The sequence below is a fragment of the Gluconacetobacter dulcium genome (assembly GCF_014174165.1).
Taxonomy (GTDB): domain Bacteria; phylum Pseudomonadota; class Alphaproteobacteria; order Acetobacterales; family Acetobacteraceae; genus Gluconacetobacter; species Gluconacetobacter dulcium.
In genome coordinates, this window is sequence record NZ_JABEQN010000013.1 from 79801 (window position 1) to 104691 (window position 24891).

Sequence of the window (24891 nt, forward strand, 5' to 3'; positions counted from 1 at the left end):
TCCTTGATCCTGTTGTCACCCCGCGCCGGACGTACGGTGGAGATAGCGGCCGCGACGTGTCTCCGCTTCGTCCGTCAGGGTGCCGTTTTCCATCATGACGCGGCCTCCGGCAACTGTCAGGGACGGCCAGCCACGCAATGTCATCCCCTCGTACGGCGAATAGTCGGAATGCGATTCCAGCGTCGCTGCCTGCACCACCCTTTCGCAATCGGGATCGACGACCACCAGGTCGGCGTCGTCGCCGACCCGCATGGAGCCTTTGCCGGGGATGCGATACAGGGCCGCGACGTTTGCCGATGTGACGGCCGCCAGGCGTTCGGGCGGAATGCCGCGCCGGTGCCATCCTTCGGTGATCAGCACCGGCAGCAGGGTCGCGATGCCGGGAAAGCCCGCCGATGCCTGCCATATGTCGGGGCCCTTGGTCGCGCGCTTGCGTGGGACGTGATCGGAACCGACGGTGAGAATCTGTCCTTTTGCAATGCCGTTCCACAAGGCGTCGACATCGCGCCGGCCACGCAGCGGGGGATTGACCTTGCCCAGCAGGCCGGCGGCGCTGTCGGTCGACAGGGACAGGTAGTGGGCGCAGGTCTCGACCTCGATCGGGGCGGGATGGCTGCGACCGCGCAGCATCTGGACGATATCGAGCCCCTCGCCGGCCGACAGGTGTACGATGTTGACCCGGCAGCGTGTCTTTTCGCTGAAATAGCCGACGCGGAACACGTTCTCGGCTTCGAGGAAATCGGGGCTCTGTTCGTCCCAGGCCGCCAGATCGTCGCGGCCGGCTTCGCGCAGCGGGGTGCGCAGGCCGGGAATGACCTCGACATTCTCGCAATGCACACCCAGCACCGAGCCGGACAGGGATGCCAGTTGGCGCATTGCCGCGAACAGCAGTCCGTCGTCGATTTCGGTAAAGCCTTTCGCGGCGCCGGAAGCGCCTTTGTACATCAGGTAGAGTTTCGCTGAATTGACGCCGAAACGCTCCATGACCTCGGGCAACTGGGCGACGTGGCGCAGGCTGGTCAGGCCGAAATGGCAGCCGAAATCGAGACAGGAAAGCCGTTCGCCGGCAGCGATCCAGCGGGGGGTGGAATCCGCGAGGTCGGCTGAGCGGTGGAAACTGAGATAGGACGTGACGCCACCCAGCGCCGCCGAGCGGGATTCCGTGCGGAAATCGTCGTCGCCTGCTCCAAAGCCGAAATGGGTGTGCGGGTCGATCAGCCCTGGCATGATCCAGGCGCCGTGGCAGGGAATCACCCGGTGGGCGGGAAGGTCTTCGCCCTGGGCGAGGATGGCGGCGATCTTTCCGTCGCGGACCGCGACGGAGCCCCGGCCCGTTCCGAGGTCGGGCCAGACGATCAGCCCGTCCTTGAGCAAGAGGTCAGCCTTCATGGTCATCTGCTCCGTGTTGCGGCCGCAGGTCCGGGGCAACCGCCGCCAGCAGGGCCTCGTGTATGCCGCCCTGCCGCAGGAGGGCGCGTTCGCTGTTCGTCAGCAATGCCGCATGGGTGACGAAACGGCGGATGCCGGTGTCTCCCGCGGCTTCGACGGTGATTGGGGCGCCATCGGCGATGCCGGCCCGCAACCCGTGAAAGGAGAAGGTCTCGCGGCCGCTCAGCCCGAGTTCCGGCCAGCTTTCGCCGTCCGCGAACAGCAGGGGAAGGACGCCCATCCCGACCAGGTTGGCGCGGTGAATCCGCTCGAAATCGCGGGCGATCACGATTCGTACGCCCAGCATGGCCGTGCCGCGGGCCGCCCAGTCGCGGCTGCTGCCGGTGCCGTAACGATGGCCGCCCAGCACGATCAGGGGCACGTCGCGGGCGCGCCATGCCATGGCAGCGTCATGGATGGTCTGGCGGGTGCCGTCGGGGCCGGGTGTTTCCCACCCCCTGCCGTCGCCGGCCAGCGCATTGCGGATACGGATATTGGCGAAGGTCGCGCGTGTCATCACCTCCGGGTTGCCGCGGCGGGCGACGTAGGTGTTGAACGCCGGACGTGCGATGCCCAGGCCGGAGAGGTAGCGTCCGGCCGGACTGTCTGGCGGAATTTCGCCACTGGGCGAGATGTGGTCGGTTGTCAGGGAATCGCCGAATGCCGCCAGCACCCTTGCGCCGTCGATATCGTCCAGCGACCAGTCTGCGCCATTCTGGGCGCCGAGGCGGGGGCGGCAGAGATAGGCGGAGTCCGGCCGCCAGGGATAGGTATCGCCAGCGGGTGCCGCGAGGGTGCGCCAGAGGCGTCGGCTTTCCTCGGGGGCTTCACCAGGGCCGCCTCGGCCCGCATTGTCGCCGAGGGCCGCGGACAATTCCTCTGACGTGGGCCAGAGGTCGCGCAGATGGACAGGCGCGCCGGTGGAATCGTGGCCGACAGGGTCCGATTCCAGATCGAGATTCACGCGTCCCGCCAGGGCGAAGAGGACCACCAGGGGAGGCGAGGCGAGGTAGTTTGCCGGCAGCAGGCGGTGGATGCGGCCCTCGAAATTCCGGTTGCCCGACAGCACGGCGACGGCCCGCACGCCATGCCGTTCGATCGCCTGTTCCATCACTGGCAGCAATGGCCCCGATTTGCCACCGCAGGTGGTGCAGCCGTAGCCGGCAATCGCGAAGCCCAGTGCCTCCAGCGAAGCGAGCAGGCCGGTGCGTTCCAGCAGTGTTTTCACCGAGGGCGAACCGGGGGTCATGGACGTCTTGACCCACGGGGGCACGCGCATGCCGCGTGCGACGGCTTTGGCGGCGACCAGACCGGCCGCCAGCATGACAGAGGGATTGGCGGTATTGGTGCAGGAGGCGATGGCCGCGATGGCGACTGCGCCGTCGGCGATGCCGTCCGCCTGGCGATGGGTGCCGTCTTCCTCGTTCTGTAGCGCGTGGAAGGAGCGTGCGGCCTCTGCGAGGGGCAGGCGCTGTTCCGGCCGGCGTGGACCTGCGACGGACAGGCCCAGTGTCGACAGGTCGATCCGGATGACCCGATCATAGATGGGATCGGGAGGGGGGAGAGCCAGAGGCCGGAAGAGGTCGCCGCGCCGGGTCCATGTTTCCAGATCCGTTGCTGCGCCGCGTGTTGCGGCCATGTAGCGGCAGGTTTCCTCGTCGACGGCGAAGAAGCCGCAGGTTGCGCCGTATTCGGGTGCCATGTTGGCGAGGGTGGCGCGTTCTTCCAGCCGCAGGTGGCGTATGGCGGGGCCGAAGAACTCGACGAAGGCGCCGGTGACGTTGGCGCGGCGCAGCGTCTCGGTCACCAGGAACGCGAGGTCGGTCGTCATCACGCCGGGTGGCGGGATGCCGTCGAGCAACGCGCCCACGATTTCGGGGACCGGCACGACATAGGGCTGGCCGAGCAGGGCGGCTTCGATATCCAGTCCGCCCACGCCCCAGCCCAGTACACCCAGTGCGTTGACCATCGGGGTATGGGAATCGCCGCCCAGGACGAACTCCGGATGGACGATCGTGCCGCGTGGCGTGGGGGAGGCCACCATGATCCGGGCAAGGCGTTCCAGATTGATCTGATGAATGATGCCGCTGCCCGGCGGGTGAAGCGTCAGCCCCGGCATGGCCTGCTGCGCCCATTTGAGAAAGGCGTAGCGTTCGGTATTGCGCTCGTATTCGCGGGCAAGGTTACGGATCAGCGCATCGGGTGTACCGCTGACATCGACCTGTAGGGAATGATCGACGATGAGATCGAGCGGGACGCATGGCGAGACCGCCCGTGCGTCGCCGCCACGCGCAGCCGCGATGTCGCGCATGCCGGCCAGGTTCTGCAGGACCGGCACGCCGCTGGAATCGGGAAGGATCACGCGGGAGACGGCGAGCGCCACGCCGCGGCCGCGATCGGCGGGGGTGCGGCGGACGATCGCCTGGAGATCGGCCAGGGTCGTATCCGACAGGTGGTCGCCTTCGACCCGCAGGGCCTGGCGGGCGACATTTTCCAGCAGGATGCGGGCACAGAATGGAAGCGCATCGGGCGTCGTGCCGAGCCGGGCGGTGATGACCGCCAGGTCGACCTGGCTGGGTGGGGTGTCGGTCCAATATGAGCGCTGCATGTGTCGACACTATTTTAAGATATCATCCTGAATCAAGTCATTCATTTGGCATAAGTGTTGACAGTTTGGCGGGGTGCTGACTTATTCCGGCTACGGACATTTGACATGAAGGACTCCGATGACCCGTTCCACGGCTCTTCCCTCTGCCGCCGCGCGCCTGCGGGAGTTGATCTCGTCCGGTGCGTTCCTTGTCGCGCCCGGGGTCTATGATGGTTACAGCGTGCGGCTGGCTGAGGCGGCGGGGTTTTCCTGCGCTGCGACCAGTGGCGCGGCGATCGCGAATGCTGTGCTGGGCATCGAGGACGTCGGCCTGATGGGGCTGGCGGAAAACGTCGCGCAATGCCGCACCATCGCGCGTGCCGTGTCGATTCCCGTGACGGCCGACGCGGATAATGGCTATGGCAATCCGATGAATGTCTGGCACACGACCCGCATGTTCGAGGAGGCCGGCCTGGCGGGCATGAATATCGAGGACCAGGCGAGCCCGAAGCGGTGCGGCCACATGCCGGGCAAGGCGCTGGTCGGCCGGGCGGAGATGGTCAAGAAGATCGAGGCTGCGTGCATGGCTCGTCGCGATGACGATTTCGTCGTTATCGCCCGTACCGATGCGCTGGCCGTCGAAGGGCTGGAAGCCACGCTTGAGCGGGTGCGGGCCTATGTCGCGGCTGGTGCGGACATGATCTTTCCCGATGCCGTAGGCTCTGAGGAGGTGATTGCGCGCATTGTCGAGGCGGCCGGGGTGCCGGTATCGATCAACATGGGTTTCGGTATCCGTGCGCGGCCCACGACGCCGCTGATTTCGCCGCGACGACTGAAGGAACTGGGGGTGCGCCGGATCAGCCTGCCGCGCATGTTGCCCGCGGCGGCGATCATGGGTATGCGCTCGGCGCTTGCCGCCATGAAAGCGTCTATCGAAACGGGCGAGACGGTCGAACGGCCGGATCTGCTGGTCGGGATAGACGAGATCTGGTCGCTGATGGGGTTTCCTGCGATGCAGGCGCTGGAACGTTCGCTGCTGACGACGGATGCCCTTGAAGAACGGTATGGAGCGGAAAACGAATCGTAATTTCATTTTTTTCCGATCCAGGATCAAAAATTTATATTCCGGAATCGGATTGGTGCGTTGACGCAAGGATATCCGGCGCTAAAGTATTATAGGTATGACAATATACAGAAGATAGCGTTGTCCGTTGAAGGTTGGTGCCCCATGACCTCTTTGCATTCGCAGGCCTCACGTCTAACCCGGTTTCTCATGCTTTCGGCATCGGGCATCGCCTTGATGGCGTCTGCCCAGGCCCAGGCCCAGGCCCAGGCCCAGTCGCAGATAGCGCCCCATGCGGCCCAGCCAGCCCTCCCGCACAAGGCCGCACGTCCGTCGGTGGTTTCTGCTGCGAAGGCCAGCGCGATGCCGGCGGGCCGTGTCGCAAGGGCTGCGGTGGTGCCCGAGACGCTCAACGTCGTCGCCAATGGGCGTGGTTCCACCCGCCAGCTTCAGGCGGCGACGCGCACGATGATCGCGAATTATGTGCCGGGCACCAGTCCGCTTAAGATCCTCGGCCAATTGCCGGGGGTCGTCTTTACCTCCGCCGATCCGATGGGGGCTTATGAATGGTCGGCCAGGATCTATTCCCGTGGGTTCAGTGAAAACCAACTGGGTTTCACGCTCGACGGCATACCGCTCGGCGAACAGGGCTATAATACCTATAACGGATTGAGTTCGACCCGCGCCGTCCTGACCGAAAACCTGCATGACGCTTCGATCTCGCAGGGTGCGGGGTCGGTCGACGTGGCGTCGACCAGCGGGCTGGGGGCTGCGATCAGCTTTCATACGCTCGATCCATCGGACAAGGCGGGCGGGCTTGTCGAGCAGACATTCGGCAGCAATTCGGCTTTTCGAACCTTCGCCCGCGTGGACAGCGGTGTTCTCAATGCGACCGGTACCAAATTTTCCGCATCGTTCGCCGATTCCACGATCGACAAATGGAAAGGCTACGGGGCGAACAAATATCAGCAGGTCAATTTCAAGCTCGTCCAGCCGATCGGGACGCGCAGTTCGCTGACGGCTTATTTCAACTGGGCCAATCGTCAGGAAGTGGACAATCAGGACCTGTCGCTGAACTATATCCATACGCTCGGCACGCGGGTCGATAATTACTACCCGAATTACAAGGCGGCCTATCTCGCGGCGCAGGGGACATATACCCATGGCGAAAATCTGACCAATGACCCGAAGGATGTCAGCTATTACGAATCATCGGGGATGCGAAAGGATTATTTCGGCTATCTGACCTTCAGGTCGGATATTACCAGCCGGTTGAGCGTTCAGGCTTCGGTCTATGGCGATTACGATCCGGGGCTGAGTACGTTTACGTCGCCCTACGGTTCATCACCGAACGGTGCGCCGCTTCAGCTTCAGGGATATTCGCTGGATGTGCAGCGTGTCGGTTTTCTGACCTCGGCGAAATACCACATCGCCCATAATCACCTGAGTGCGGGCATCTGGTATGAGAACAATCAGTTCAGAAACGACCTGCATCTGTATCAGGATCCTCTGCTGGGGCAGGGATTGCCGCCCGACCCGACCACATGGCTCAACCCGCGTGATTCCTTTGACCATGCCTATGGGTATGTGTTCAACACCAATACGTTCCAGACCTATTTCCAGGATACGTACGACATCACGTCGAACCTGCATGTGAATGCGGGGTTCAAGTCGATGCTTGTCACCACCCATGACGGGATCACGGGCAACGATCCGTCCTATACCGGATACGACACGCTGCCTTCGGGAACCAAGACGGCATATAGCCCGTTCCTGCCCCAGGTGAGCGCGAACTGGCGCTTTACCCATAACGACGAGCTGTTCTTCGATTTTGCGCGCAACATGCGTGCATTCAATCAGTTCGGATTGAGCGGGGGGGCTTCGGCATCGGCCTGGTCGGTCGGCGATCCGGCAGTCTTTCAGCAATCGATGAAGCTGAAGCCCGAAGAGTCGAATGTTTATGAAATCGGCTATCGTCATGACGACCGGTATCTGTCGGCATTGTTGACCGGCTATCGCGTCAATTTCCAGAACCGGCAGCAGGTTGTCAGTTCCGGACCGATCATCCAGCTGGTCGGCGCCCTCAACAATGTTGGTGGTGTGACCACTGATGGTGTCGAGGCCAGCCTGACACTGCATCCGTTCGTCAATAATCGGTTTCTACAGGGGTTGTCGTGGTATAACAGCGTCAGTTGGAACCGCTCGACCTTCGACAATAATTTCACGGATTCGAACGGGCTGCAGCGGATCAAGGGCAAGCAGGTTCCGAACTATCCGTCCTTCATGTGGAAATCGTCGCTCGTCTATCGCTACGGCAATGCCAGTGCCAATCTGGATGCGACCTATATGTCGCGCCGTTACCTCAGCTACATGAACGATGCCTGGGCGCCGTCGAATTTTATCATGAATCTCGGTGCGCGCTATCGGTTCGGCGGCTATGGCATCCTTCAGCACATCACGCTGGAGTTCAATGTCTACAACCTGTTGAACAAGAGCTACATCGCGACTGTGGGTGAGCAGGGCAACCCCATCAGCGGCGATTACCAGTCGATGCTGATTGGTGCTCCGCGCCAGTTTTTCGGAACCGTGCGCGCGGAGTTCTGATACTCTGCGGGGCGCGACTCCCGCCCCGGAGACCCCGGGGCGGGCATTCATGTCGTCAGGATGCGTCCAGCGTCATCAGCGACGCGTTGCCGCCTGCGGCGGTGGTGTTGGTGCTGATCAGCCGTTCTTCCAGCAGCCATTCAGGTAGCGGGCCCTGCGGCGTGAGGATATGGCAGGTCACCACCGGGCCGTCATCAAGAACCCGCAGAGCCGCGGACAGGCCGGGGGCGTCGGGTTCGGCGAGGATGGTGGCCGGTGCCGGGTCGACCAGTGCGATCAGCGAAGCGATGTCTGGCACCGTGCGGATGTGCGGGCGCAGGGCGGCGGGCAGGTCGGCGGTCCAGGCTGTGGCGGGGCCTGCCAGCAGCACCACGCTGTTGCCGGTAGCCAGCGCCATGCCGGTGGCGCGGCGGGCGGCGGCTTCCGAGCCTGTCAGGCACAATACGCTGCCGCGCGGTTCCAGCGACCATAGATTGGTTTCACCCACGGGGCCGGGCATGGGCACGCGCAGCCCGTGCAGAGGCTGGCCGTTGATGCCGTCCGGGTGGCCGGAGCCGGCCGAGAAGGCCTGCCAGTCGCGGGCGGCCTGGGGCAGGTGGCCGGGGCGGGCGTCCTGCCGGTCGGCGGCGGCCGGGGCGGGGGGCGTGAAGGCGGGGCAGGTGGCGAGCAGGCGGCGCAGGATCAGTGGGCCGCCTGCTTTGGGGCCGGTGCCGGACAGGCCGCGGCCGCCGAAGGGCTGGACGCCGACCACGGCGCCGATCGTGTTGCGGTTGACGTAGAGATTGCCGGCCGCGATGCGGTTGGTGACGTGTTCCACGGTTTCGGCGATGCGGGTGTGCAGGCCGAAGGTCAGGCCGTAGCCGGTGGCGTTGATCGCGTCGATCAGGCGGTCGAGATTGTCGCGCCGCCAGCGCAGGACGTGCAGGACGGGGCCGAAGACTTCGCGGCCGATGGTGGCGATGTCGTCGATCTCGATCAGTGTGGGCGGCAGGAAATGGCCGCCGGGCACTGTGTGCGGCGTGGCGGGAGACCAGACGCGGCAGCCGGCGGCGCGCATGCGCGCGATATGGGCGGCGATGCCGGCGCGGGCGTCCTCGGTGATGACGGGGCCGATATCGGTGGCCAGGAGGGCGGGGTCGCCCACGCGCAGTTCCTGCATCGCGCCGCGCAGCATCGCCAGCATGGGTTCGGCGCAATCCTCCTGCACGCACAGGATGCGCAGGGCGGAGCAGCGCTGGCCTGCGCTGTCGAAGGCGGAGGCGATGACGTCGGTGACGACCTGTTCGGCCAGGGCCGAGGAATCGACGATCATCGCGTTCTGGCCACCGGTCTCCGCGATCAGGGGGACCGGCTGGCCGTTGGCGCCGGTGCGGCCGGCGAGTTGGCGGGCGATCAGGCGCGCGACCTCGGTAGAGCCGGTGAACATGACGGCTGCGATCCGTGGGTCCGCGACGAGGGCCGCGCCGACATCGCCGCCGCCGGGCAGGAGTTGCAGCGCACCGGTGGGAATGCCGGCCTGATGCAGCAGGGAGACGGCGCGGGCGGCGACCAGCGGGGTTTCCTCGGCCGGTTTGGCCAGCACCGCGTTGCCGGCCGCCAGCGCGGCCGAGACCTGGCCGAGGAAGATGGCCAGCGGGAAGTTCCAGGGGCTGATGCAGACGACCGGGCCGACGGGCGTGTGGGTGGCGTTGTCAAAACCCTGCCGGATGGTGGCGGCGTAATAGCGCAGAAAGTCCACGGCTTCGCGGATCTCGCCGACCGCGTTGGGATAGGATTTTCCAGCTTCGCGTATTATCAGGCCGATCAGTTCGGCGTGGTGGGTTTCCAGTAGGTCCGCGGCTGCCTCCAGGCATGCGGCGCGGGTGGCAGGTGGGCGGGCGGACCAGTCCGGCATGGCTGCCGTAGCCAGCCCGACGGCGTGGGTCGCCTGGGCGGTGTCGGCGAAATGCACGGTGCCGGGGGTGTCGTCCGGTCGGGCCGGGTTGGGAACCGGTTGTGGCGCGGTGGTGGGAGCGCTGTCGTCTGCCAGGAGGGGGGCAGCCTTCCAGTGTTGGGGGGCGGAGGCCATTTCGTCGGCCAGGGTGATCAGGGACGGTTCATCGGCAAGGTCGAGGCCGGCAGAATTGCGGCGGCCGGTGCCGAACAGGGCCGGGGGACGAGCGATGGCGGGGTGAGGAGCGCCCACCGGCAGGCCGCCCTGCGCGGCCAGGTCGCGTGCCGTCTGCACCGGGTCGGCGATCAGGGCGTCCAGCGGGATGGCGCTGTCGCCGATCTGGTTGACGAAGGACGAATTGGCCCCATTTTCCAGCAGGCGGCGGACCAGATAGGCGAGCAGGGTCTCGTGCGAGCCGACCGGGGCGTAGATGCGGCAGGGACGGTCGAGATTCTTCGCCCCCACGACGTGGTCGTAGAGGCCCTCGCCCATGCCGTGCAGGCACTGGAATTCATATTTTCCGTGCTGGAAATCGGGGCCGGCCAGGGTGTGGATGGTGGCGACCGTGCGGGCGTTGTGGGTGGCGAACTGGGGGAAGATCGCGTCGGGCGCGCCCAGCAGGAGGCGCGCGCAGGCGATGTAGCTGATGTCGGTATGGGATTTGCGGGTGTAGACGGGGAAGTCGGCCTGGCCGTCGAGCTGGGCCTTCTTGATTTCGCTGTCCCAGTAAGCGCCCTTGACCAGACGGACCATGATGCGGCGGCGGGTATCGCGTGCCAGGGTGATGATCCAGTCCAGCACGGATGGCGCGCGCTTGCCGTATGCCTGCACCACGAAGCCGATGCCGTTCCAGCCCGCGAGGTCGGGGTGACGGCACATGCCTTCGAGCAGGTCCAGCGACAGGTCCAGTCGTTCGCTTTCCTCGGCGTCGATATTCAGGCCGATATCGTAGCTGCGGGCCAGACGGGCGAGGCGGACCAGTACCGGAAGCAGTTCGGCCATCACCCGCTCCCGCTGAGAACGGGTATAGCGGGGGTGAATGGCCGAGAGTTTGATCGACAGGCCGTTGCGGTCGTAGATGTCGCGGCCGCCTTCGGCCTGTGCAGCACGGCCGATGGCGTGGATCGCGGTTTCGTAGTCGCGGCAGTAGCGGGCGGCATCGGCCTCGGTCAATGCGGCTTCGCCCAGCATGTCGAAGGAATAGCGGAAACCGCGATCGTGGCGAGGCTGGCTGGTGCGCAGGGCGGATTCGATCGTTTCGCCGCAGACGAACTGCTCGCCCATCATGCGCATCGCGACATCGACCGCGCGGCGGATCAGCGGTTCGCCGCCGCGTGCGACAAGGCGGGTCAGCGTCCCTGCCAGGCCCCGCTGGCGTTCAGGCGTGACCAGATGGCCGGTAACGACCAGCCCCCAGGCGGCAGCGTTGACGAACAGCGAACGGCCCCGACCGACATGCGCCAGCCAGTCGCCGGTGCCGATGCGGTCGCGGATCAGTGCGTCGCGGGTTGCGGTGTCGGGAATGCGCAGCAGGGCCTCGGCCAGACACATCAGGGCCACGCCTTCTCGCGAGGACAGCGAGAATTCCTGTACCAGTGCCTCGACCCCGCCAGGGCGGCGGCCGTCGCGCAGCGCGCGGGCCAGGCGCCGTGCGGTGGTGCTGGTCTGGGCCGCGAGATCGGGCGGCAGGGTCGCACTGTCGATCAGGGCGGCGACGCATTCGGTCTCGGGCTGGCGCAGATGGGCCGCGATGCGCGTGCGGGCCGCGTCGCGGGATGGCAGAGCCAAGGCGAGTGCCGTCGTCGGTACCGGCGTCGCATGCAGCGTGGCCGAGCAATGCGGAAGCGGAACGGTTGGCAGGGAGGACGAGGAATTGGCGTTCATCATGACGGGCCGTTTTTGGTGGAAGCAGGATGGATGATGAATAAAGGAAATAGCAGATAATATACGATCTGCAAAACAATATATGAAATATCTGTTTGCGGTATGGGTGAGCGGCCATGTCGGCGCCGTGTGGCATGGTTGGCTGGTGTCATGCGCCGGCTGGAGGCAGTCGGCTGGCTCACGGCGCCATCGACTTTTCCGATATATACGTATTCGAAACGGTATATCGTGACGTATGTTCATTGGGCGTGCGCCGCGTGCCAAGCTGGACGGCTATACGATTTCAAACAGTCGCGACAGGCATTTCAGGGGGATGCAATCTCCTGTCAGTATTGGAATGCCTGTGGCGGCAGTGTCGTCCCTTATGAGGCTATGGGACGATCGGACCTGAGTGCTACACCGCCGTCGGGGCAGAGTCCTTGCGATGGAGTGCGACCAACTCGGCCATTGTGCGAACGTGGAAGTCGATATGAGGAAGCGTTTCGGGCTTCATCGTGGCGCCCCAGCCTTCCACAGCATGCCGGCGGTCGATCCATGCCGATGCGATTCCGGCCCTGTTGGCGGGCACATGATCATGGAACAGGCTCTGAGCCGTCATCAGGATGTCGGACTTGCTGAACCCCATCGCTTCGACCTGCCGGATGAGATAGGCGAAATTATTGGGAGATGGCTTGTAGGTGCCGATATCCTGCGCTGTGCAGATCGCATCGAAAGCAACCTGGAGATGTTTGTTGCTGCCTTTGAAGCTCTCGCGGTCGACGTTGGACAGGATGATCAGCTTGTAGTGCTGTTTCAGATAATGCAGCGCCTCGGCTGAATCGGGGAAGGCAGGCCAGTCTGGGACTGAAGCGCCGAAACGGGCCATATCTGCGGCAGTGACCTCCGTCTTCCATTCTTTTGCGAGTCGCCCGTAAACGACGCCAAGAAGCTCGGAATAGATCATACCAGGTGTTATTACTTCCTGGTCAGCTTCGTGCCATGCAAAGCGTTCCAGCACCTCGTCGCGTGACAATGTCATGCCCGCGGCAGTCAGCAGGGGCTGGAGCGCGGTATAAATGCCGCTTTCCCAGTCGATCAATGTCCCATAGCAGTCGAAAGCCAATACCTTGAAGTCGGTTAGGCGCATGGTGTGGTCTCCGGTAATGCTCTGGAAGCAGTGAGATGAGAGAGGTGTCGTCAGCGCTGCCGGGTGGCTGGTCACGGCAGGGCGTGTTCATGCCGTCCGGCAGGGTCCGGGCCGCGTCAGGGTGGGGCGGCGGAGGTTTCTGCGACGATGCGCCCCGATGTGCGCACGGCGGCTCCCCGCGCCGGTACCGTCAGGACGGCCAAGAACAGAATGGCTCCGATGAGGAGGAAGATGCCGCGCAGCCCGACCAGGGGATAAACGGCACCCATGCAGATCGGTGCGATTACCGCACCGATCCGCCCGGCGCTCGAAGCGAGGCCTGCTCCCCTGGCGCGAAGTGCGGCTGGAAAGACGAAGGGGGTAAAGGCGTAATATGCGGCGTTGCTGCCATTGAGGAAAAACGAGAGCACCATTCCGCCATAGCGGATTGCTTCGATGGTCGGGTGCAGTGCGATTCCGATACAGGTGGCTGCTGCACAGGTGACGTATATTGTCAGAACGCGGTGGGAGCCGATCTTGTCGTTCAACCAGGCCGCGACAAAATATCCGGGGATCTGTGCGCCGAAGGTCGCGATGGAATAATAGATGCTGTTTGAGAGTGTGACGCCGTTCAGCACCAGGAGCTGCGGCATCCAGGTGAAGAATGCGTAGTAGCTGAACATGAAAAAGAACCAGATTCCGCATGTTCGGAAAAGGGTCAGCCGGTTGCCCGGAGTCAATAGACGCGTTGGTGGGAGGGGAAGCTGGTTCCGGTCTGGCGCGCCCGGTTGGGGCACGATGACCGTGGACCCGTATATTGTGCGGAGGACATCCGCAGCTTCGTCTGTCCGGCCCCTGCTTTCCAGCCAGACCGGGGATTCTTTCAGGGCGCGTGCCCACCACCAGGCCAGGATGATCGGCAGGCCACAGAGGGCCGTGAAGATGCGCCAGCCATTTGCTCCTTGCGGCACCAGCGCATAACCGGCCAGGGCGGCGCCGAGGAAGCCGAACGACATGAACCCGGCCATGCCGCCGGCGAATCGTCCGCGCCAGCGAACGGGCACGAATTCGGTCAGGTAGGGCGCGATGATGACACTTTCGAGCCCGATTCCGAAGCCGCCGATCCCCCGAAAGAGCATGAAGGACGTCACGCCAGGGGAGGCCGCGCAACCGAACGCGCCCAGGGAGAAGATGATCAGCCCGGCGATCATGACCCGTTTACGGCCATGTCTGTCGCCGGAGAAACCCGCGGTGAGTGCGCCGAAGAAATATCCCACGAAGGTCGAACTGCCGATCGCGCCCGTCTGTGTCATTGAAAGATGCCACAGGGATGCCAGGGCAGGCAGCACAAAGGACAGTGAGGCGACATCGAGCGCGTCGAAGAAATACCCGCTGCCGCCGATCAGGAAGAGCCTTTTATGGAAAGACGACAATCCATGCTGCTCGATCGTGCGGGATACCATTCCGGTTTCGCCCATGCCTGAATTTCCCCTGATTTTTCCTGCTTCCGGAATCTTCTGTTGGTTCAGGCCGGGCGGATATGGTCAATCACCTCGGCGAGGTTCGAGATATCGGCATATCGTCTGCCGACATCGCGCAGATTGTCTTCGTGAGGCTGTTGTTCGAAGTCGCCCACGCAATCTTCGGGAACGATCGTATGCCAGCAGCGGCTGAAACTGTCGATGGTCGAGGCGCGAACGCACCCGCTGGTGGCGCATCCCGTGACGATGACCGTATCGACGCCTTCCTTGATGAAATAGTCGGCGACTTCGGTATTGTAGAAGATCGATGGGGCTTTCTTGCAGACGATCAGGTCGTAGGACGGATCGTGGATGCTGGGATCGAGCGCGACGCTCGGGTCGCTATACAGGAAAGTTTCTCGAACATTGCGAATCTTCCAGAACGGCATCTCGCGTTCGCTCATATAGGCCGTATTGCAGACAGCGACGGGAAGGCCTGCCGAGCGGGCGACGTCGAGAAGCTTCGATGTGTTTTCGAGGGCACGCATGATCAGCGGCGCGGAACCGAAACGATATTCGGGGCGGGTGTAGCCGATCTGGAAGTCGATCACGACGATGCCGGCGCGTTTGCCGAAGCCGACCGGAATGTCGCCAAAGGTCCTGCTCTTGTAGGAATCGGAAACTGTCATCTGTTTCGCCTTCTGTCGGGGGATCGAGTCAGGTTGTCAGTTGATTCTTGACGAATGTGCCGTTCTGCATGATGACCTTCATATGTTGGCCCTGTCCTGTCAGGACTGACATGTCCTGCAATGGATCGGCGTCCAGGACCAGCAGGTCGGCGAAGGCGCCGGGGGCTATGGTCCCGAGTTTGCCTTCCATTCCGCACAGGCGCGCGCCGATGGAAGTTGCCGAAGCAATGACTTCGTGTGCCGGCATGACGCGCGAACGCAGGACGAATTCTTCGGATTGGTGCGTGTGCATCGGACCCAGAAGGTCGGAACCGTAGGCCATGGACAAGCCGGCATTCCGCATGATCGAAAGGGACTCCATGCCGGCCTTGCGCACGGCTTCCACCTTGGCGACGGCAGCGGCGCCCATGCCGAGTTCGAGACCGATCTCTGCGATCTTGTCGTAAACAACCAGGGTCGGTACTGCCACGGCGCCCATCTGCGCTGCGAAGGCAGCGGTTTCTGGCCCGATGAGATTGCAATGTTCGAGCGAGTGGATACCGCATTCGACAGCGCGCCGAATGGCGTCATCGGTATAGAGATGGGCCGAGACGTATGTGCCGGCGTTGGCCGCCTCCTCGACGGCGACCTTCAGTTCCTCGCGGGAGAAGCCGAGGAAGTGAATGGGGTCGGTGGGAGAGGCAACGCCGCCATTTGCCATGACCTTGATGAATTGAGCGCCGGCCTTGATCTCTTCGCGAGCGAAGCGCCGCATTTCGGCAACGCCGTCACAGGTGCGACCCAGGGCGCCCAGGCGCTGCCAGTAATGGTCGGGCCAGGGATTGAAGGGGCCGCGGAAATCGCAATGGCCGCCTGTCTGGCTGAGCGCCTTGCCTGAAATCACAAGCCTTGGCCCTTGCACCAGTCCTTCCTCCCAGGCGCGGAGCTGCCCCAGATCGGCACCACCGACATCGCGGACCGTCGTGAAGCCACGCATGAGCATGCCGTTCTGGATACGCATCGAGCGTGCCATGACGAGGGAGTCGGGGAATGTCGCGTTGAGGCCGAGATTGGCGACGCCAGCGACGATATGGACGTGGCAGTCGATCAGGCCGGGGAGAAGATAGTGCCCTTTCAGATCGATTTCGGCGGCTCCGCTCATATGTGCGTGCGGTCCGACTTCACGGATCTGTGTCTCCTCCACGATCACATTGACCGGATCGCGGGGCCGGTCGGCTTTGCCGTCAATGATACGGGCGTTCCGGAAGACAACGGCATTCATCGGGTGGCTCTCCGTTTATGGAAACCGGGACGCGGGTCGGCGCCCCGCAACGCATCGTCTGCCGGCGATGACATCTTTCCGGATGCTCCTTCGTGTGATCCGATAACGTAATGATATCGTTCGAAAAAGAGCCTCATGGAAAACTCCGCCGATAGGATTGGGGATTTGTTGACAAGACGCAGGCGATCTGGCGTGCTTAACATGTACATCATAACGGAGACAATATAATATGTGGCGAAAATTATAATATCGTCTGTTTGGTGAGGGCGGAGGGCTGATCCGTCGGGTATGCTGCCATTTGGACCCATCGTAGGTCTGTGAATGAGGAAGGAACCACATTGATGTTGCCGGACGGTATCTTTGGCGTCGCCCAGGACGCACCCCGAGGAACCGCGTCGGAGAGTATCGCCGTAGCGCTTCGCACGGCCATTCTACAGGGAACGCTTTCCGCTGGTCGGCCGCTGCCGCAATCGGAGTTGGCTACCGGGTTCGGTGTGAGCATCATTCCGGTCCGGGAGGCATTGAAGCGGTTGGAAGCCGAGGGGCTCGTATCGTTTCTGCCTAATCGGGGCGCAACGGTGGCGGGGATGTCGGACGCCGATATTATCGAGTATTCCAATATCCGGGCCGTCCTGGAAGAGCAGGCGATTCGTCATGCCGTTCCTCGAATGGGGCGCGTCGATCTCGCGCGTATCGAGGATGCCTACGAAGCCTTCGTGGAAGGCAGCCATGGCAATGATGGGATGATATGTTCAGGTCAGTTGAATCGCGACTTCCATAACGCGATTTATGTGCCTGCCGCTCGGCCGCGGCTGCTTGAAATGATAGATGACCTTCATCGTCGTCTCGATCGTTATATCCGGAGCCATCTGGTGATCGAAGGACGCAAGGTCGATACGGATGGAGAGCACTTTGCAATCCTTGAGGCGTGCCGGCATGGGGACGTCGAGGAAGCGGCACGGCTTACGCGCCAGCATATTCTGCATGCAGCAGAAATCTCTCTTCAGTTCCAGAAGAAATAAAATATTTCAAAATGGGGTGGTTGCCGGGATGTCCTCCGAGGCATGCGGTGGCGTGTCGCGGCTGCGATGGGTAATCTTTGCAGAATATATTATTTTTCAATGACTTTTGGCATGTATCCTCAATCTGAGGGGCATCATCCTATCCGAGCATCGTGGCATCGGAGGGGCTGTCGAACGCGTGGTTCATCCGGAGGTTCATTTTATTGCCAGATCAGATCATATAAACTGTTGCCTTTCGTATATGAACCGAAATAGTCTGGGGTCGGAATAAACCACATCACCGGCCGGAGGATCGGCCATCCGGCTTATCCGGAAACAGACGACAGGGAATGTAGGAATGCGCAGTCGCAAGAAATGCCTCTGCCTTTACACCAGTGTTTTTGCTCTTTCTGTCTCGTCATGGGTGGAAAGCGCAGGTGCGGAAGCGCCGTCGCGTCATAGGGCCAGTCAGACATCGGCTCACTCCAGTGCGCCTGTAACGATGAAGCCGGCGGCCGCTGTCCGATCCGCGCCACCGGTAAGGCAGGTAGCTGCTCAAGGCGAGGAAATCAGCGTCAGTTCGGCACGCAGGCTTTTCGATCAGGGCGAGCGGCAGCATGTCGGTGTCTCCGAGACTCATATCTCGGTAGAGACGCTGGCGCGCCATGTCGTGACGGACGTGAAGGGATTGATGAATCTTGCACCGAATCTGACGGTGCAGCCCCAAGGTGGGTCGGCGAACGTCAATTTCACCCTTCGCGGTGTAGGACTGAAGGATTTTACTTCCAACAATACGCCTTCGGTCATGACCTATGTGGACGGTGTGGCGCTACCGATCGGGTATATGGCGGGATCTGGCCTGTTCGATCTGGCGGGTGTCGATGTCGTGACCGGTCCCGTCGGCTTCACGCATGGCCAGACGGTGACGGCTGGTGAGATCAACATCAAGACTGCTGATCCGACCAAGACGTTCCATTACGGCGGCTCGGAAGATCTTGCGACTTATGTTCGCAGTATCACGAATTTCTACGTCTCCGGTCCTATCACGGATAATCTGCAGTTTCGGATTGCGGCATATACGCAGCAGGGCGGCGGATTCCAGACCAACCGTTATACCGGACAGAATCTGGGAGATGCGAACAAGGGTGGGCTCCGCGGAAAACTGGCATGGCAGCCGGACAGCAAGACGAATATCGCGCTGACCGCTAACTGGCTGCAGGATGATTCCGAAGCGGTCGGGGCTTTCAACGTTGAGGACAATGTCAAGCACACGCCGCCATATGCCAATAATTTAGAGACGGGTTGGGGGTTTCGAAAGGATTTCCTGAAGATTACCGGAAATATGGGACGTACCAAGCCCTCTTATAACGACACGTTCTGGGGGGGCGCGCTGGATATGACGCGCGATCTGGGTTTCGCGCGGCTTGAAACGGTCACTTCTTATCAGCAGATGTATGTTCACAACCTGATGGATCTGGATGCTACGCCGTATGCGATTTACGATGATGACGTGAATACGAACGGGAACATGCTTTCCCAGGAAATTCGTCTGTCATCGCGTAATCCGCAGTCGCGCCTGCAATGGGTTGCAGGGATGTATTACGATAGAACACAGTTAAAATCGACGTTCTTCAATGATTATACAGATTCTGGGACGCGCCCGTATGTGCAGCGTACCAGTTACAAGCAGGATCAGCAGGCGTTCTCGCAGTTCGGTAATCTGCGCTTTGCCGTGACGTCCAAGCTGCATCTCACAGCCGGGGTATCGCACGAATCTGACGACCGCAGCCTGTACGATATGCAGACGCTGCGTTACCGTACGGCTCTATACCCCGTGAATTTCGACAATAAATATGCACAGCATGGTGCGTTGGCGAACCAGTTTTCCGGTATGGGGGGGATTGAGTACCAGGCGCTTCCGAACCTCATGTTCTATGGAAATATTCGCAAGGCATTCAAACCGGGGGGCTTTACAGCTAATAATACGGTTATTGCCGCGCAATTGGTGCCGACCAAGCCGGAATCTCTTCTCGCTTACGAAGTTGGGTTCAAATCAGAGTATTTCAATCACAAGTTACGTATCAATGGCGATGCATTCTGGTATGATTATCATGGTCAGCAGATTCTTGGACTTGATGTGGTGCCGAATTACGGTGTGGTTGGCCGGTATATCAATATCCCGAAATCCCAGATCTGGGGAACCGAACTTGAGATTGATGCCACTCCCATCAGGAATCTGATGCTGCATCAGCATGTCGGGTATGAGCGTGGGGTCTATAAAGACCTAAATATGATCAATTCGGCTGCCGTGACTGCCCATTTCCAGCAGACGGGCGTCTATACAGGGATTTACACGAGCTACAACAATGTCGACAGCGGAATTCCGAAACTGACGTTGGAAGGTTCTGTATCCTACAAGATCGAGATCGGACGGCAGTGGTCTTTGACGCCTTATCTGGACTACACTTATCGTGGGTCTCAACTCGACGTGCCGGGGAATAACATCTATCGGTTGGCGCCGTACTTCCTCATGAATAATGGTTTGACCTTCGCGCCGACGAGCAACAGATGGTCGCTGACGGTTTATGCGAACAACATCATCAACCGGCGCTATGACGTCACGCGCGATATCGGCCTGAACGGTTTCTATGGCATTCCGGGCACGCCGCGCATGGTGGGAGGGCGGTTCCGTATCGACATGTAAAAGTGTCCTGTCTTCTTTCGCAGCCACCCGGGAGACTGGGTGGCTTTTTTTATGCGTGGACGCTGCTGACGATGGGATGGGATCGTGACCCTGAGACCGATTGTTGGCCGACATGGCAGGAAAACTGGCAGAATGCTGTTTGGACGGATAATATACAATATGTACTGTGATATATGAGACGCGCGGTTGCAAGATTGGAGGGATAGCCATGCTGCCGGAGAGCATTTTCATGAGTGTGCAGCAGGAAACGCGCGGCTTGGCCTCGGAGCGGGTGAGCAATGCTTTGCGCGAAGCGATTCTGGATGGGGTGCTGGCCGATGGGCAGTCCTTGCCGCAATCGGAGTTGGCCAGCGGATTTGGGGTCAGTACCATTCCGGTACGCGAGGCGTTGAAGCAACTGGAGGTCGAGGGGCTGGTGCTGTTTCAGCAGAATCGGGGCGCCACGGTGACCGGTCTTTCGGAAGCGGACATCATCGATTTTTCCGAGATCCGCGCCGCGCTGGAGGAAATGGCGGCGGTGCAGGCAGTGCGGCGCATGACCCGCGTGGACCTGGCGCGGATCGAGGATGCGTATGAAGCCTTCGTGGTCGGGACCAGTGAGCAGCCGGAAGGGATGGCGCGGTCGGGCGCGCTGAACTGGGCGTTTCATGGCGCGATCTATCAGGCGGCGGGGCGGCCCCGGCTGCTGGAAATGATCGAGGGCGTGCATCGACGGGTGGACCGCTATATCCGGGCGCATCTGGAAATCGCGGGGCGGAAGGCGGTGACGGATGCCGAGCATCTGGCGCTGCTGGAAGCTTGCCGGTGCCGTGATGAGGCAGTGATCGGGCCTTTGACCCGCCAGCATATCCTGGACGCGGCGAATGTTTCGATCGATGTGCTGCGCCGGAATCGCGCGGGCGGTTGAGAGCCTGCCTGGCCCGGTGCGCCAGTGGTGATTCATGCGTGTTTTCTGCGCGGAACAGGCTGGGCGCCATGGGGCCGCCCGGCCTGTTCCGGGCCGCGTGCCAAAAAACCAGACCGATCTGTCGAGTATCGGGATCGACCTGCTCAGTTCGGTCGGCCGCTATGCCAGCCTGACCTTCAATGTCGGCTGGCGGTTCTGCGGCCCTACGCGATATTTGGGACAGTTGACCGCTGCCGTTGCTGATTATGGCGGGTAGGTGACGGTTTCGTCATGATGGACGGGATCGGCTGGTTCATGCTTCTGTCGGTCGTTCCCGGAAATGACGTCCTGCCTCCGGGAGCGTGTAGGGCCGGACAGGGAGCGTGGTGCCATGGACGGGATGGGGATGCCGGGGTCGGTTGGAGAGATGGCCGCGCCGGTTCGCTACAGTGTCGAGACACGGTGGCTGCACTGGTCGTGCGCGTGGCTGGTCGTGGCGCAGTTCGGGCTGGGGGAAGTGATGCATCGGGTGCCGCAGGGAATGCGGGGGACGGTCGTGTCGGCGCATCTGTCGCTGGGGGTGTTGCTGGCCGCGTTGTTCGTGACGCGCATTGTCTGGCGGGTGACCGGAGGGCGGGCGATCCGCTTTCCTGCCGGGGGAGGGCTGGACGCGCGCGCGGCGGGGGCGATGCATGGTGTGCTGTATCTCTTGCTGGGGACGGTGATCGCGCTGGGTTATCTGGCCCGGTGGTCGGGCGGTCGGCCGGTGACGGCGTTCGGGGTCGTGATCCGGTCGCCTTTCGGGCCGATGTCGCAGGCGACGCATCATCTGTTCGGCAGCGCGCATGGCTGGCTGGCCTGGGCAATCGTGATCCTGGCGGCCCTGCATGTGGCGGCGGCGCTGTATCACGCGCGGGTGCTGCGCGATGGCGTGCTGCGCCGGATGTGGGGCGGGGCCTGATGCGGACAGGCATGCGGATGATGGTAGTGGCCCTGCTGCTGGTGTTGGCAGCATGCGGGGGGCGGGACGGCAGGGGCCATGGTCGTCATGCGAGCGGCCCGTATCTGTCTGGCGGCATGGGGTATGGCGCGCCGTGACGCGGATGTGAGGCGACGCGGGTTGGTTTGCTGATCTCTCTGATTTGAACGGGCGATTCCGGATTTTGTGCCGAGGGGTGCGCTTGCGCTATCGTTGGGCCGTGCGCACTGACCGGGAGCGGGACGATGTATATCGGCATTGATGCGGGAACGTCCGGGATCAAGACGGCGCTGGTCGATGAGGTCCAGAGTGTGCTGGCCACCCGAACCGAGCCGCTGACCAGCCAGTCGCCGCATGCGGGCTGGAGCGAGCAGGCGCCGGAAGCCTGATGGTGTGCCCTGCTGGCCGCGATCGACACCCTGCGTGACAGCCATCCGCATGCGGTTGCGGCGGTGCTGCTGGATGGAGACGGGCGGGTGCTGCGGTCCTGCATCCTGTGGAACGATGTGCGGGCCAGCGCGGAATGCGCGGTGTTCGAGCAGCGTTTTTCCGACAGTCGGGCGGTGACCGGGAATATCGCCATGCCCGGCTTTACCGGGCCGAAGCTGCTGTGGGTGGCGCGGCATGAGCCGGAGGTCTTTCGCGCCACGCGGCATGTGCTGCTGCCCAAGGCGTGGCTGCGCTATCGGCTGACCGGCGAGATGATCGAGGAGATGTCCGACGCTTCGGGCACGTTGTGGCTGGATGTGGGGCGGCGGCAATGGTCGGAGGCGGCGCTGGCGGCGATGGGCCTTTCGCTGGAGATGATGCCGGCGCTTTGTGAGGGGACGGATCGGGCGGGGGTGTTGCGCCGCGAACTGGTGGAGCGGTGGGGGATGGATATGCCGCCGGTGCTGGCCGGCGGGGCGGGCGACAATGCGGCCGGGGCCGTCGGGCTGGGGGCGGTGCGGCCGGGCGATGCCTTTGTCTCGCTGGGGACGTCGGGGGTGGTGTGGGCGACGACCGACCGCTTCCGGCCGGGGCCTCGCGCGGCGATCCATGCCTTCTGCCATGCCGTGCCGGGGATGTGGCACCAGATGGGGGTGACGCTCTCGGCGGCATCCTCGCTGGCGTGGTGGGCTTCGGTCTTGGGGCGGAGCGAGGCGGAATTGCTGGGGGAACTGCCGGAGGTGGTCGCAACGATGCCAGCATCCGGGGGGGCGTTTATCGGGCTGGAGCGGAGCACGAGCCGCGCGCAGATGACGCAGGCGGTTCCTGGGGTTCGATGTTTGGCAACACACGCTGGGCGCGACCCTGTCTGCACGTCCAGACAGGCTCTGCGATGTTGCCTCGGTCCCGCTTGATCTGGCCTTGATCAGGTTGGCAGGCCAGGGCGGGTCGGTGCCGGTGCGACGGGTGCCCGATGGACAGGTGGGTTTGGGGGGGCTGCGGATGGAGCGGGCGGCTTGCGGAGCGTGGGGCAGGCGCGTATGAGTGTATGGTGAGAATTGTTCTCAACATCGACTTCCACATTGCGGCGGCGGCGCGGGTTCGCATGTCATGGTGATCAGAATGGCAGAGCGGGGAAAAAGGGCGCGCCTGGCCGGCAGTTTCCAGCGGCATTATCAGGACCTGCTGCGTTTTCTCTTCCATCGTACCGGGGATATGAACGACGCCGCCGATCTGGCGCAGGATACGTGGGTCCGCCTTTCGCGGGTGCAGGATCAGGCGATCGAAAACGACAGAGCCTATATCTTTCGGGTGGCCGGGAATCTGGCGCTGGATGCGCATCGGCGTTCCGTGCGCCGCGCCGGGTGGTTCTCGGACGAGGAGCCGGATAAGGGCATCGTGGATCATGCGCCGTCGCAGGAGCGGCTGGCGATCGATCGGGACCATCTGACGCGGCTGGATGCGGCTTTGCTGGAATTGCCGGTCAAGGCGCGGCTGGCCTTGATGATGCTGCGGGTGGACGGATTGTCGTATGCCGAGATCGCCGCCCGGCTTGGCGTCAGCGAGAGCATGGTGGGAAAATATATCATGCAGGCCGTTCGTCATTGTCGGGATCGCGCGGAGTGGGGTGACGAATAATTCTGCCCGGCCGACTGTCATTGTCCTCTTTCCCGGTCGTCCTTGGTTTATGAGACGGGTTGGGATCTATGAGACGGTTCGGGATCGGACATATCGAGGGGGGGCAGGGCGATGGAATGGCCGTCATCCGGCGCGACGCCATGCGGGCCGCATGGCTGAGAGCGGGCGGGGTGCTGCACCCGGCCGCATGCCGCGCAGCATCGCCCTAAGCGATGAGGCGATCGCATGGCTGACGACGCTTCGGTCCGGCCGGGCGACCGGAGAGGACCGGCGGGCCTATGGCGCCTGGCGCGCGCGGTCTCCGGCCCATGAGGATGCGGCGCGCCAGGCGGAAGCCTTGTTCGGCGCGATTGGCGAGACGTCGGTCGCGACCGACTATCGGACCATGGGCATGGCGCTGGCATCGCCACCCTATCGGCAGCGGGCGCGCCGCTTCGGCCGGCGCGCCTTCGGTGCCGCCCTGGCGGGCAGCGGGGTGGCGTGGCTGGCCGGGCCGGCCATCGTGTCGTCCGTCACATCCCTGGTGGCGACTTATCATACGGGTGTCGGCGAGCGCCGGCTGGTGCGTCTGGATGACGGGTCGCATGTCTGGCTGAATACGGCGACGGCGCTGTCGGTGGCGTTTACGGCGGAGAGGCGGCGCGTGGTCCTGCATGATGGCGAGGCGCTGTTCGATGTCGCGCGGGATGCGGCGCGCCCGTTCGTGGTCCATTCCGGGGCGGGAGAGGCCGAGGCGCTCGGGACCCGCTATCGGGTACGGCGCGACGGAGAGGTCACGCTGGTTTCGGTCGTCGAAGGCCGCGTCGCGGTGAGGGCGGGGGCACGCGCGCAGCAGATTTCCGCCGGGCAGGAAGTGCGTTACGGCGGGGGAATCCTGAGCGCGCCCGAGGCGGTGGATGCGGAGACCCTGACATCCTGGACCCGTGGAAAGCTGATTTTCAACCGGCAGCCCCTGGCGCAGGTCGCGGCGGAACTGGAGCGCTATCGTCATGGCCGGGTGCTGGTGAGAGGTGCGGCGCTGCGGGCGCTGAAAGTGACCGGCGTGTTCGACCTGGATGACAATGACGCCCTTCTGGCCGCGCTTTCGTCCTCGACCGGTGCGCGAGTCATCCGATTGCCCTGGCTGCTTGTCATTCACTGATCTATTTGTTTTTTCATATGGTTTTTCACTCTGGCCGATTTTTGGGGCCGATTTTTTTCCGTGGTGCGCTGCAAGCTCGTGTGGCGGGAGCGTCCTTGA

At 62.8% G+C, this 24891-nt stretch carries 16 protein-coding genes and 1 pseudogene; 10 read left to right on the plus strand and 7 right to left on the minus strand.

The features are described from left to right. Positions 1 to 15 precede the first annotated feature (15 nt). Positions 16 to 1389 carry a dihydroorotase gene (locus HLH25_RS11575; protein WP_182974215.1) on the minus strand — a complete coding sequence of 458 codons (1374 nt, stop codon included), beginning with the start codon at positions 1387 to 1389 and terminating at the stop codon, positions 16 to 18. Beyond that, positions 1379 to 4036, minus strand: a complete 2658-nt coding sequence (acnA, locus tag HLH25_RS11580; RefSeq protein WP_182974216.1) for an aconitate hydratase — start codon at positions 4034 to 4036, stop codon at positions 1379 to 1381. Before acnA ends, HLH25_RS11575 begins: the two co-directional genes overlap by 11 nt. A 118-nt stretch (positions 4037 to 4154) precedes the next feature. On the opposite strand from acnA, the gene HLH25_RS11585 reads away from it, so the two are divergent. Then, positions 4155 to 5102, plus strand: coding sequence for an isocitrate lyase/PEP mutase family protein (locus tag HLH25_RS11585; RefSeq protein ID WP_114728077.1), 948 nt, complete (start codon positions 4155 to 4157; stop codon positions 5100 to 5102). A gap of 213 nt (positions 5103 to 5315) precedes the next feature. Next, a complete protein-coding gene (locus HLH25_RS11590; RefSeq protein WP_246402058.1) occupies positions 5316 to 7682 on the plus strand; it encodes a TonB-dependent receptor in 2367 nt (788 codons plus the stop codon). A gap of 55 nt (positions 7683 to 7737) precedes the next feature. Here the strand turns inward: HLH25_RS11590 and putA are convergent, their stop codons facing one another. From putA to HLH25_RS11615, 5 genes are all read right to left on the minus strand, one after another. Continuing rightward, a complete protein-coding gene (gene putA, locus HLH25_RS11595) occupies positions 7738 to 11499 on the minus strand; it encodes a bifunctional proline dehydrogenase/L-glutamate gamma-semialdehyde dehydrogenase PutA (RefSeq protein ID WP_182974217.1) in 3762 nt (1253 codons plus the stop codon). 394 nt (positions 11500 to 11893) lie between these two features. Further along, positions 11894 to 12625: a haloacid dehalogenase type II gene (locus HLH25_RS11600; RefSeq protein WP_182974218.1), complete on the minus strand. Its 732-nt coding sequence runs from the start codon at positions 12623 to 12625 to the stop codon at positions 11894 to 11896. Positions 12626 to 12741: 116 nt separating this feature from the next. Continuing rightward, positions 12742 to 14082 carry an MFS transporter gene (locus HLH25_RS11605; protein WP_182974219.1) on the minus strand — a complete coding sequence of 447 codons (1341 nt, stop codon included), beginning with the start codon at positions 14080 to 14082 and terminating at the stop codon, positions 12742 to 12744. Between the two features lie 47 nt (positions 14083 to 14129). Beyond that, positions 14130 to 14753, minus strand: a complete 624-nt coding sequence (locus HLH25_RS11610; protein WP_182974220.1) for an isochorismatase family protein — start codon at positions 14751 to 14753, stop codon at positions 14130 to 14132. Positions 14754 to 14781: 28 nt separating this feature from the next. Further along, positions 14782 to 16014, minus strand: a complete 1233-nt coding sequence (locus HLH25_RS11615; RefSeq protein ID WP_182974221.1) for a metal-dependent hydrolase family protein — start codon at positions 16012 to 16014, stop codon at positions 14782 to 14784. A 341-nt stretch (positions 16015 to 16355) separates the two neighbouring features. Here HLH25_RS11615 and HLH25_RS11620 point away from each other — a divergent pair, with 341 nt between their 5' ends. From HLH25_RS11620 to HLH25_RS11655, 8 genes and pseudogenes are all read left to right on the plus strand, one after another. Next, positions 16356 to 17036, plus strand: coding sequence for a GntR family transcriptional regulator (locus HLH25_RS11620; RefSeq protein ID WP_182974222.1), 681 nt, complete (start codon positions 16356 to 16358; stop codon positions 17034 to 17036). Between the two features lie 337 nt (positions 17037 to 17373). Next, entirely contained in the window at positions 17374 to 19719 is a 2346-nt protein-coding gene (locus tag HLH25_RS11625) for a TonB-dependent receptor (RefSeq protein ID WP_182974223.1), read from the plus strand. A 229-nt stretch (positions 19720 to 19948) separates the two neighbouring features. Next, the gene (locus HLH25_RS11630; RefSeq protein ID WP_375288973.1) at positions 19949 to 20626 is read left to right on the plus strand and encodes a GntR family transcriptional regulator; all 678 of its coding nucleotides are present in this window, start codon (positions 19949 to 19951) and stop codon (positions 20624 to 20626) included. A 34-nt stretch (positions 20627 to 20660) separates the two neighbouring features. After that, complete coding sequence (locus HLH25_RS11635; RefSeq protein WP_182974225.1) at positions 20661 to 20882, plus strand: hypothetical protein; 222 nt, start codon at positions 20661 to 20663, stop codon at positions 20880 to 20882. A 114-nt stretch (positions 20883 to 20996) separates the two neighbouring features. After that, positions 20997 to 21566, plus strand: coding sequence for a cytochrome b (locus tag HLH25_RS11640; protein WP_246402069.1), 570 nt, complete (start codon positions 20997 to 20999; stop codon positions 21564 to 21566). Between the two features lie 263 nt (positions 21567 to 21829). Next, positions 21830 to 22753 (plus strand): annotated as a pseudogene (locus HLH25_RS11645) (FGGY family carbohydrate kinase); the annotation flags it as partial. 382 nt (positions 22754 to 23135) lie between these two features. After that, positions 23136 to 23651 (plus strand): RNA polymerase sigma factor, encoded by a 516-nt coding sequence (locus HLH25_RS11650; RefSeq protein WP_182974226.1) that lies wholly within the window; start codon positions 23136 to 23138, stop codon positions 23649 to 23651. Between the two features lie 151 nt (positions 23652 to 23802). After that, positions 23803 to 24792 carry a FecR family protein gene (locus HLH25_RS11655; protein ID WP_220791791.1) on the plus strand — a complete coding sequence of 330 codons (990 nt, stop codon included), beginning with the start codon at positions 23803 to 23805 and terminating at the stop codon, positions 24790 to 24792. Positions 24793 to 24891: the final 99 nt, after the last annotated feature.

Bases quoted from the DNA above. Each gene is read 5' to 3' on its own strand.
- HLH25_RS11635 (WP_182974225.1), top strand. From the start codon at position 20,661: ATGCGTGTTTTCTGCGCGGAACAGGCTGGGCGCCATGGGGCCGCCCGG.
- putA (WP_182974217.1), bottom strand. From the start codon at position 11,499: ATGAACGCCAATTCCTCGTCCTCCCTGCCAACCGTTCCGCTTCCGCAT.
- HLH25_RS11575 (WP_182974215.1), bottom strand. From the start codon at position 1,389: ATGAAGGCTGACCTCTTGCTCAAGGACGGGCTGATCGTCTGGCCCGAC.
- HLH25_RS11655 (WP_220791791.1), top strand. From the start codon at position 23,803: ATGGCTGAGAGCGGGCGGGGTGCTGCACCCGGCCGCATGCCGCGCAGC.
- HLH25_RS11610 (WP_182974220.1), bottom strand. From the start codon at position 14,753: ATGACAGTTTCCGATTCCTACAAGAGCAGGACCTTTGGCGACATTCCG.
- HLH25_RS11600 (WP_182974218.1), bottom strand. From the start codon at position 12,625: ATGCGCCTAACCGACTTCAAGGTATTGGCTTTCGACTGCTATGGGACA.
- HLH25_RS11630 (WP_375288973.1), top strand. From the start codon at position 19,949: ATGAGTGTGCAGCAGGAAACGCGCGGCTTGGCCTCGGAGCGGGTGAGC.
- HLH25_RS11605 (WP_182974219.1), bottom strand. From the start codon at position 14,082: ATGGGCGAAACCGGAATGGTATCCCGCACGATCGAGCAGCATGGATTG.
- HLH25_RS11625 (WP_182974223.1), top strand. From the start codon at position 17,374: ATGCGCAGTCGCAAGAAATGCCTCTGCCTTTACACCAGTGTTTTTGCT.
- HLH25_RS11615 (WP_182974221.1), bottom strand. From the start codon at position 16,014: ATGAATGCCGTTGTCTTCCGGAACGCCCGTATCATTGACGGCAAAGCC.
- HLH25_RS11620 (WP_182974222.1), top strand. From the start codon at position 16,356: ATGTTGCCGGACGGTATCTTTGGCGTCGCCCAGGACGCACCCCGAGGA.
- HLH25_RS11585 (WP_114728077.1), top strand. From the start codon at position 4,155: ATGACCCGTTCCACGGCTCTTCCCTCTGCCGCCGCGCGCCTGCGGGAG.
- acnA (WP_182974216.1), bottom strand. From the start codon at position 4,036: ATGCAGCGCTCATATTGGACCGACACCCCACCCAGCCAGGTCGACCTG.
- HLH25_RS11590 (WP_246402058.1), top strand. From the start codon at position 5,316: ATGGCGTCTGCCCAGGCCCAGGCCCAGGCCCAGGCCCAGTCGCAGATA.
- HLH25_RS11640 (WP_246402069.1), top strand. From the start codon at position 20,997: ATGGACGGGATGGGGATGCCGGGGTCGGTTGGAGAGATGGCCGCGCCG.
- HLH25_RS11650 (WP_182974226.1), top strand. From the start codon at position 23,136: ATGGCAGAGCGGGGAAAAAGGGCGCGCCTGGCCGGCAGTTTCCAGCGG.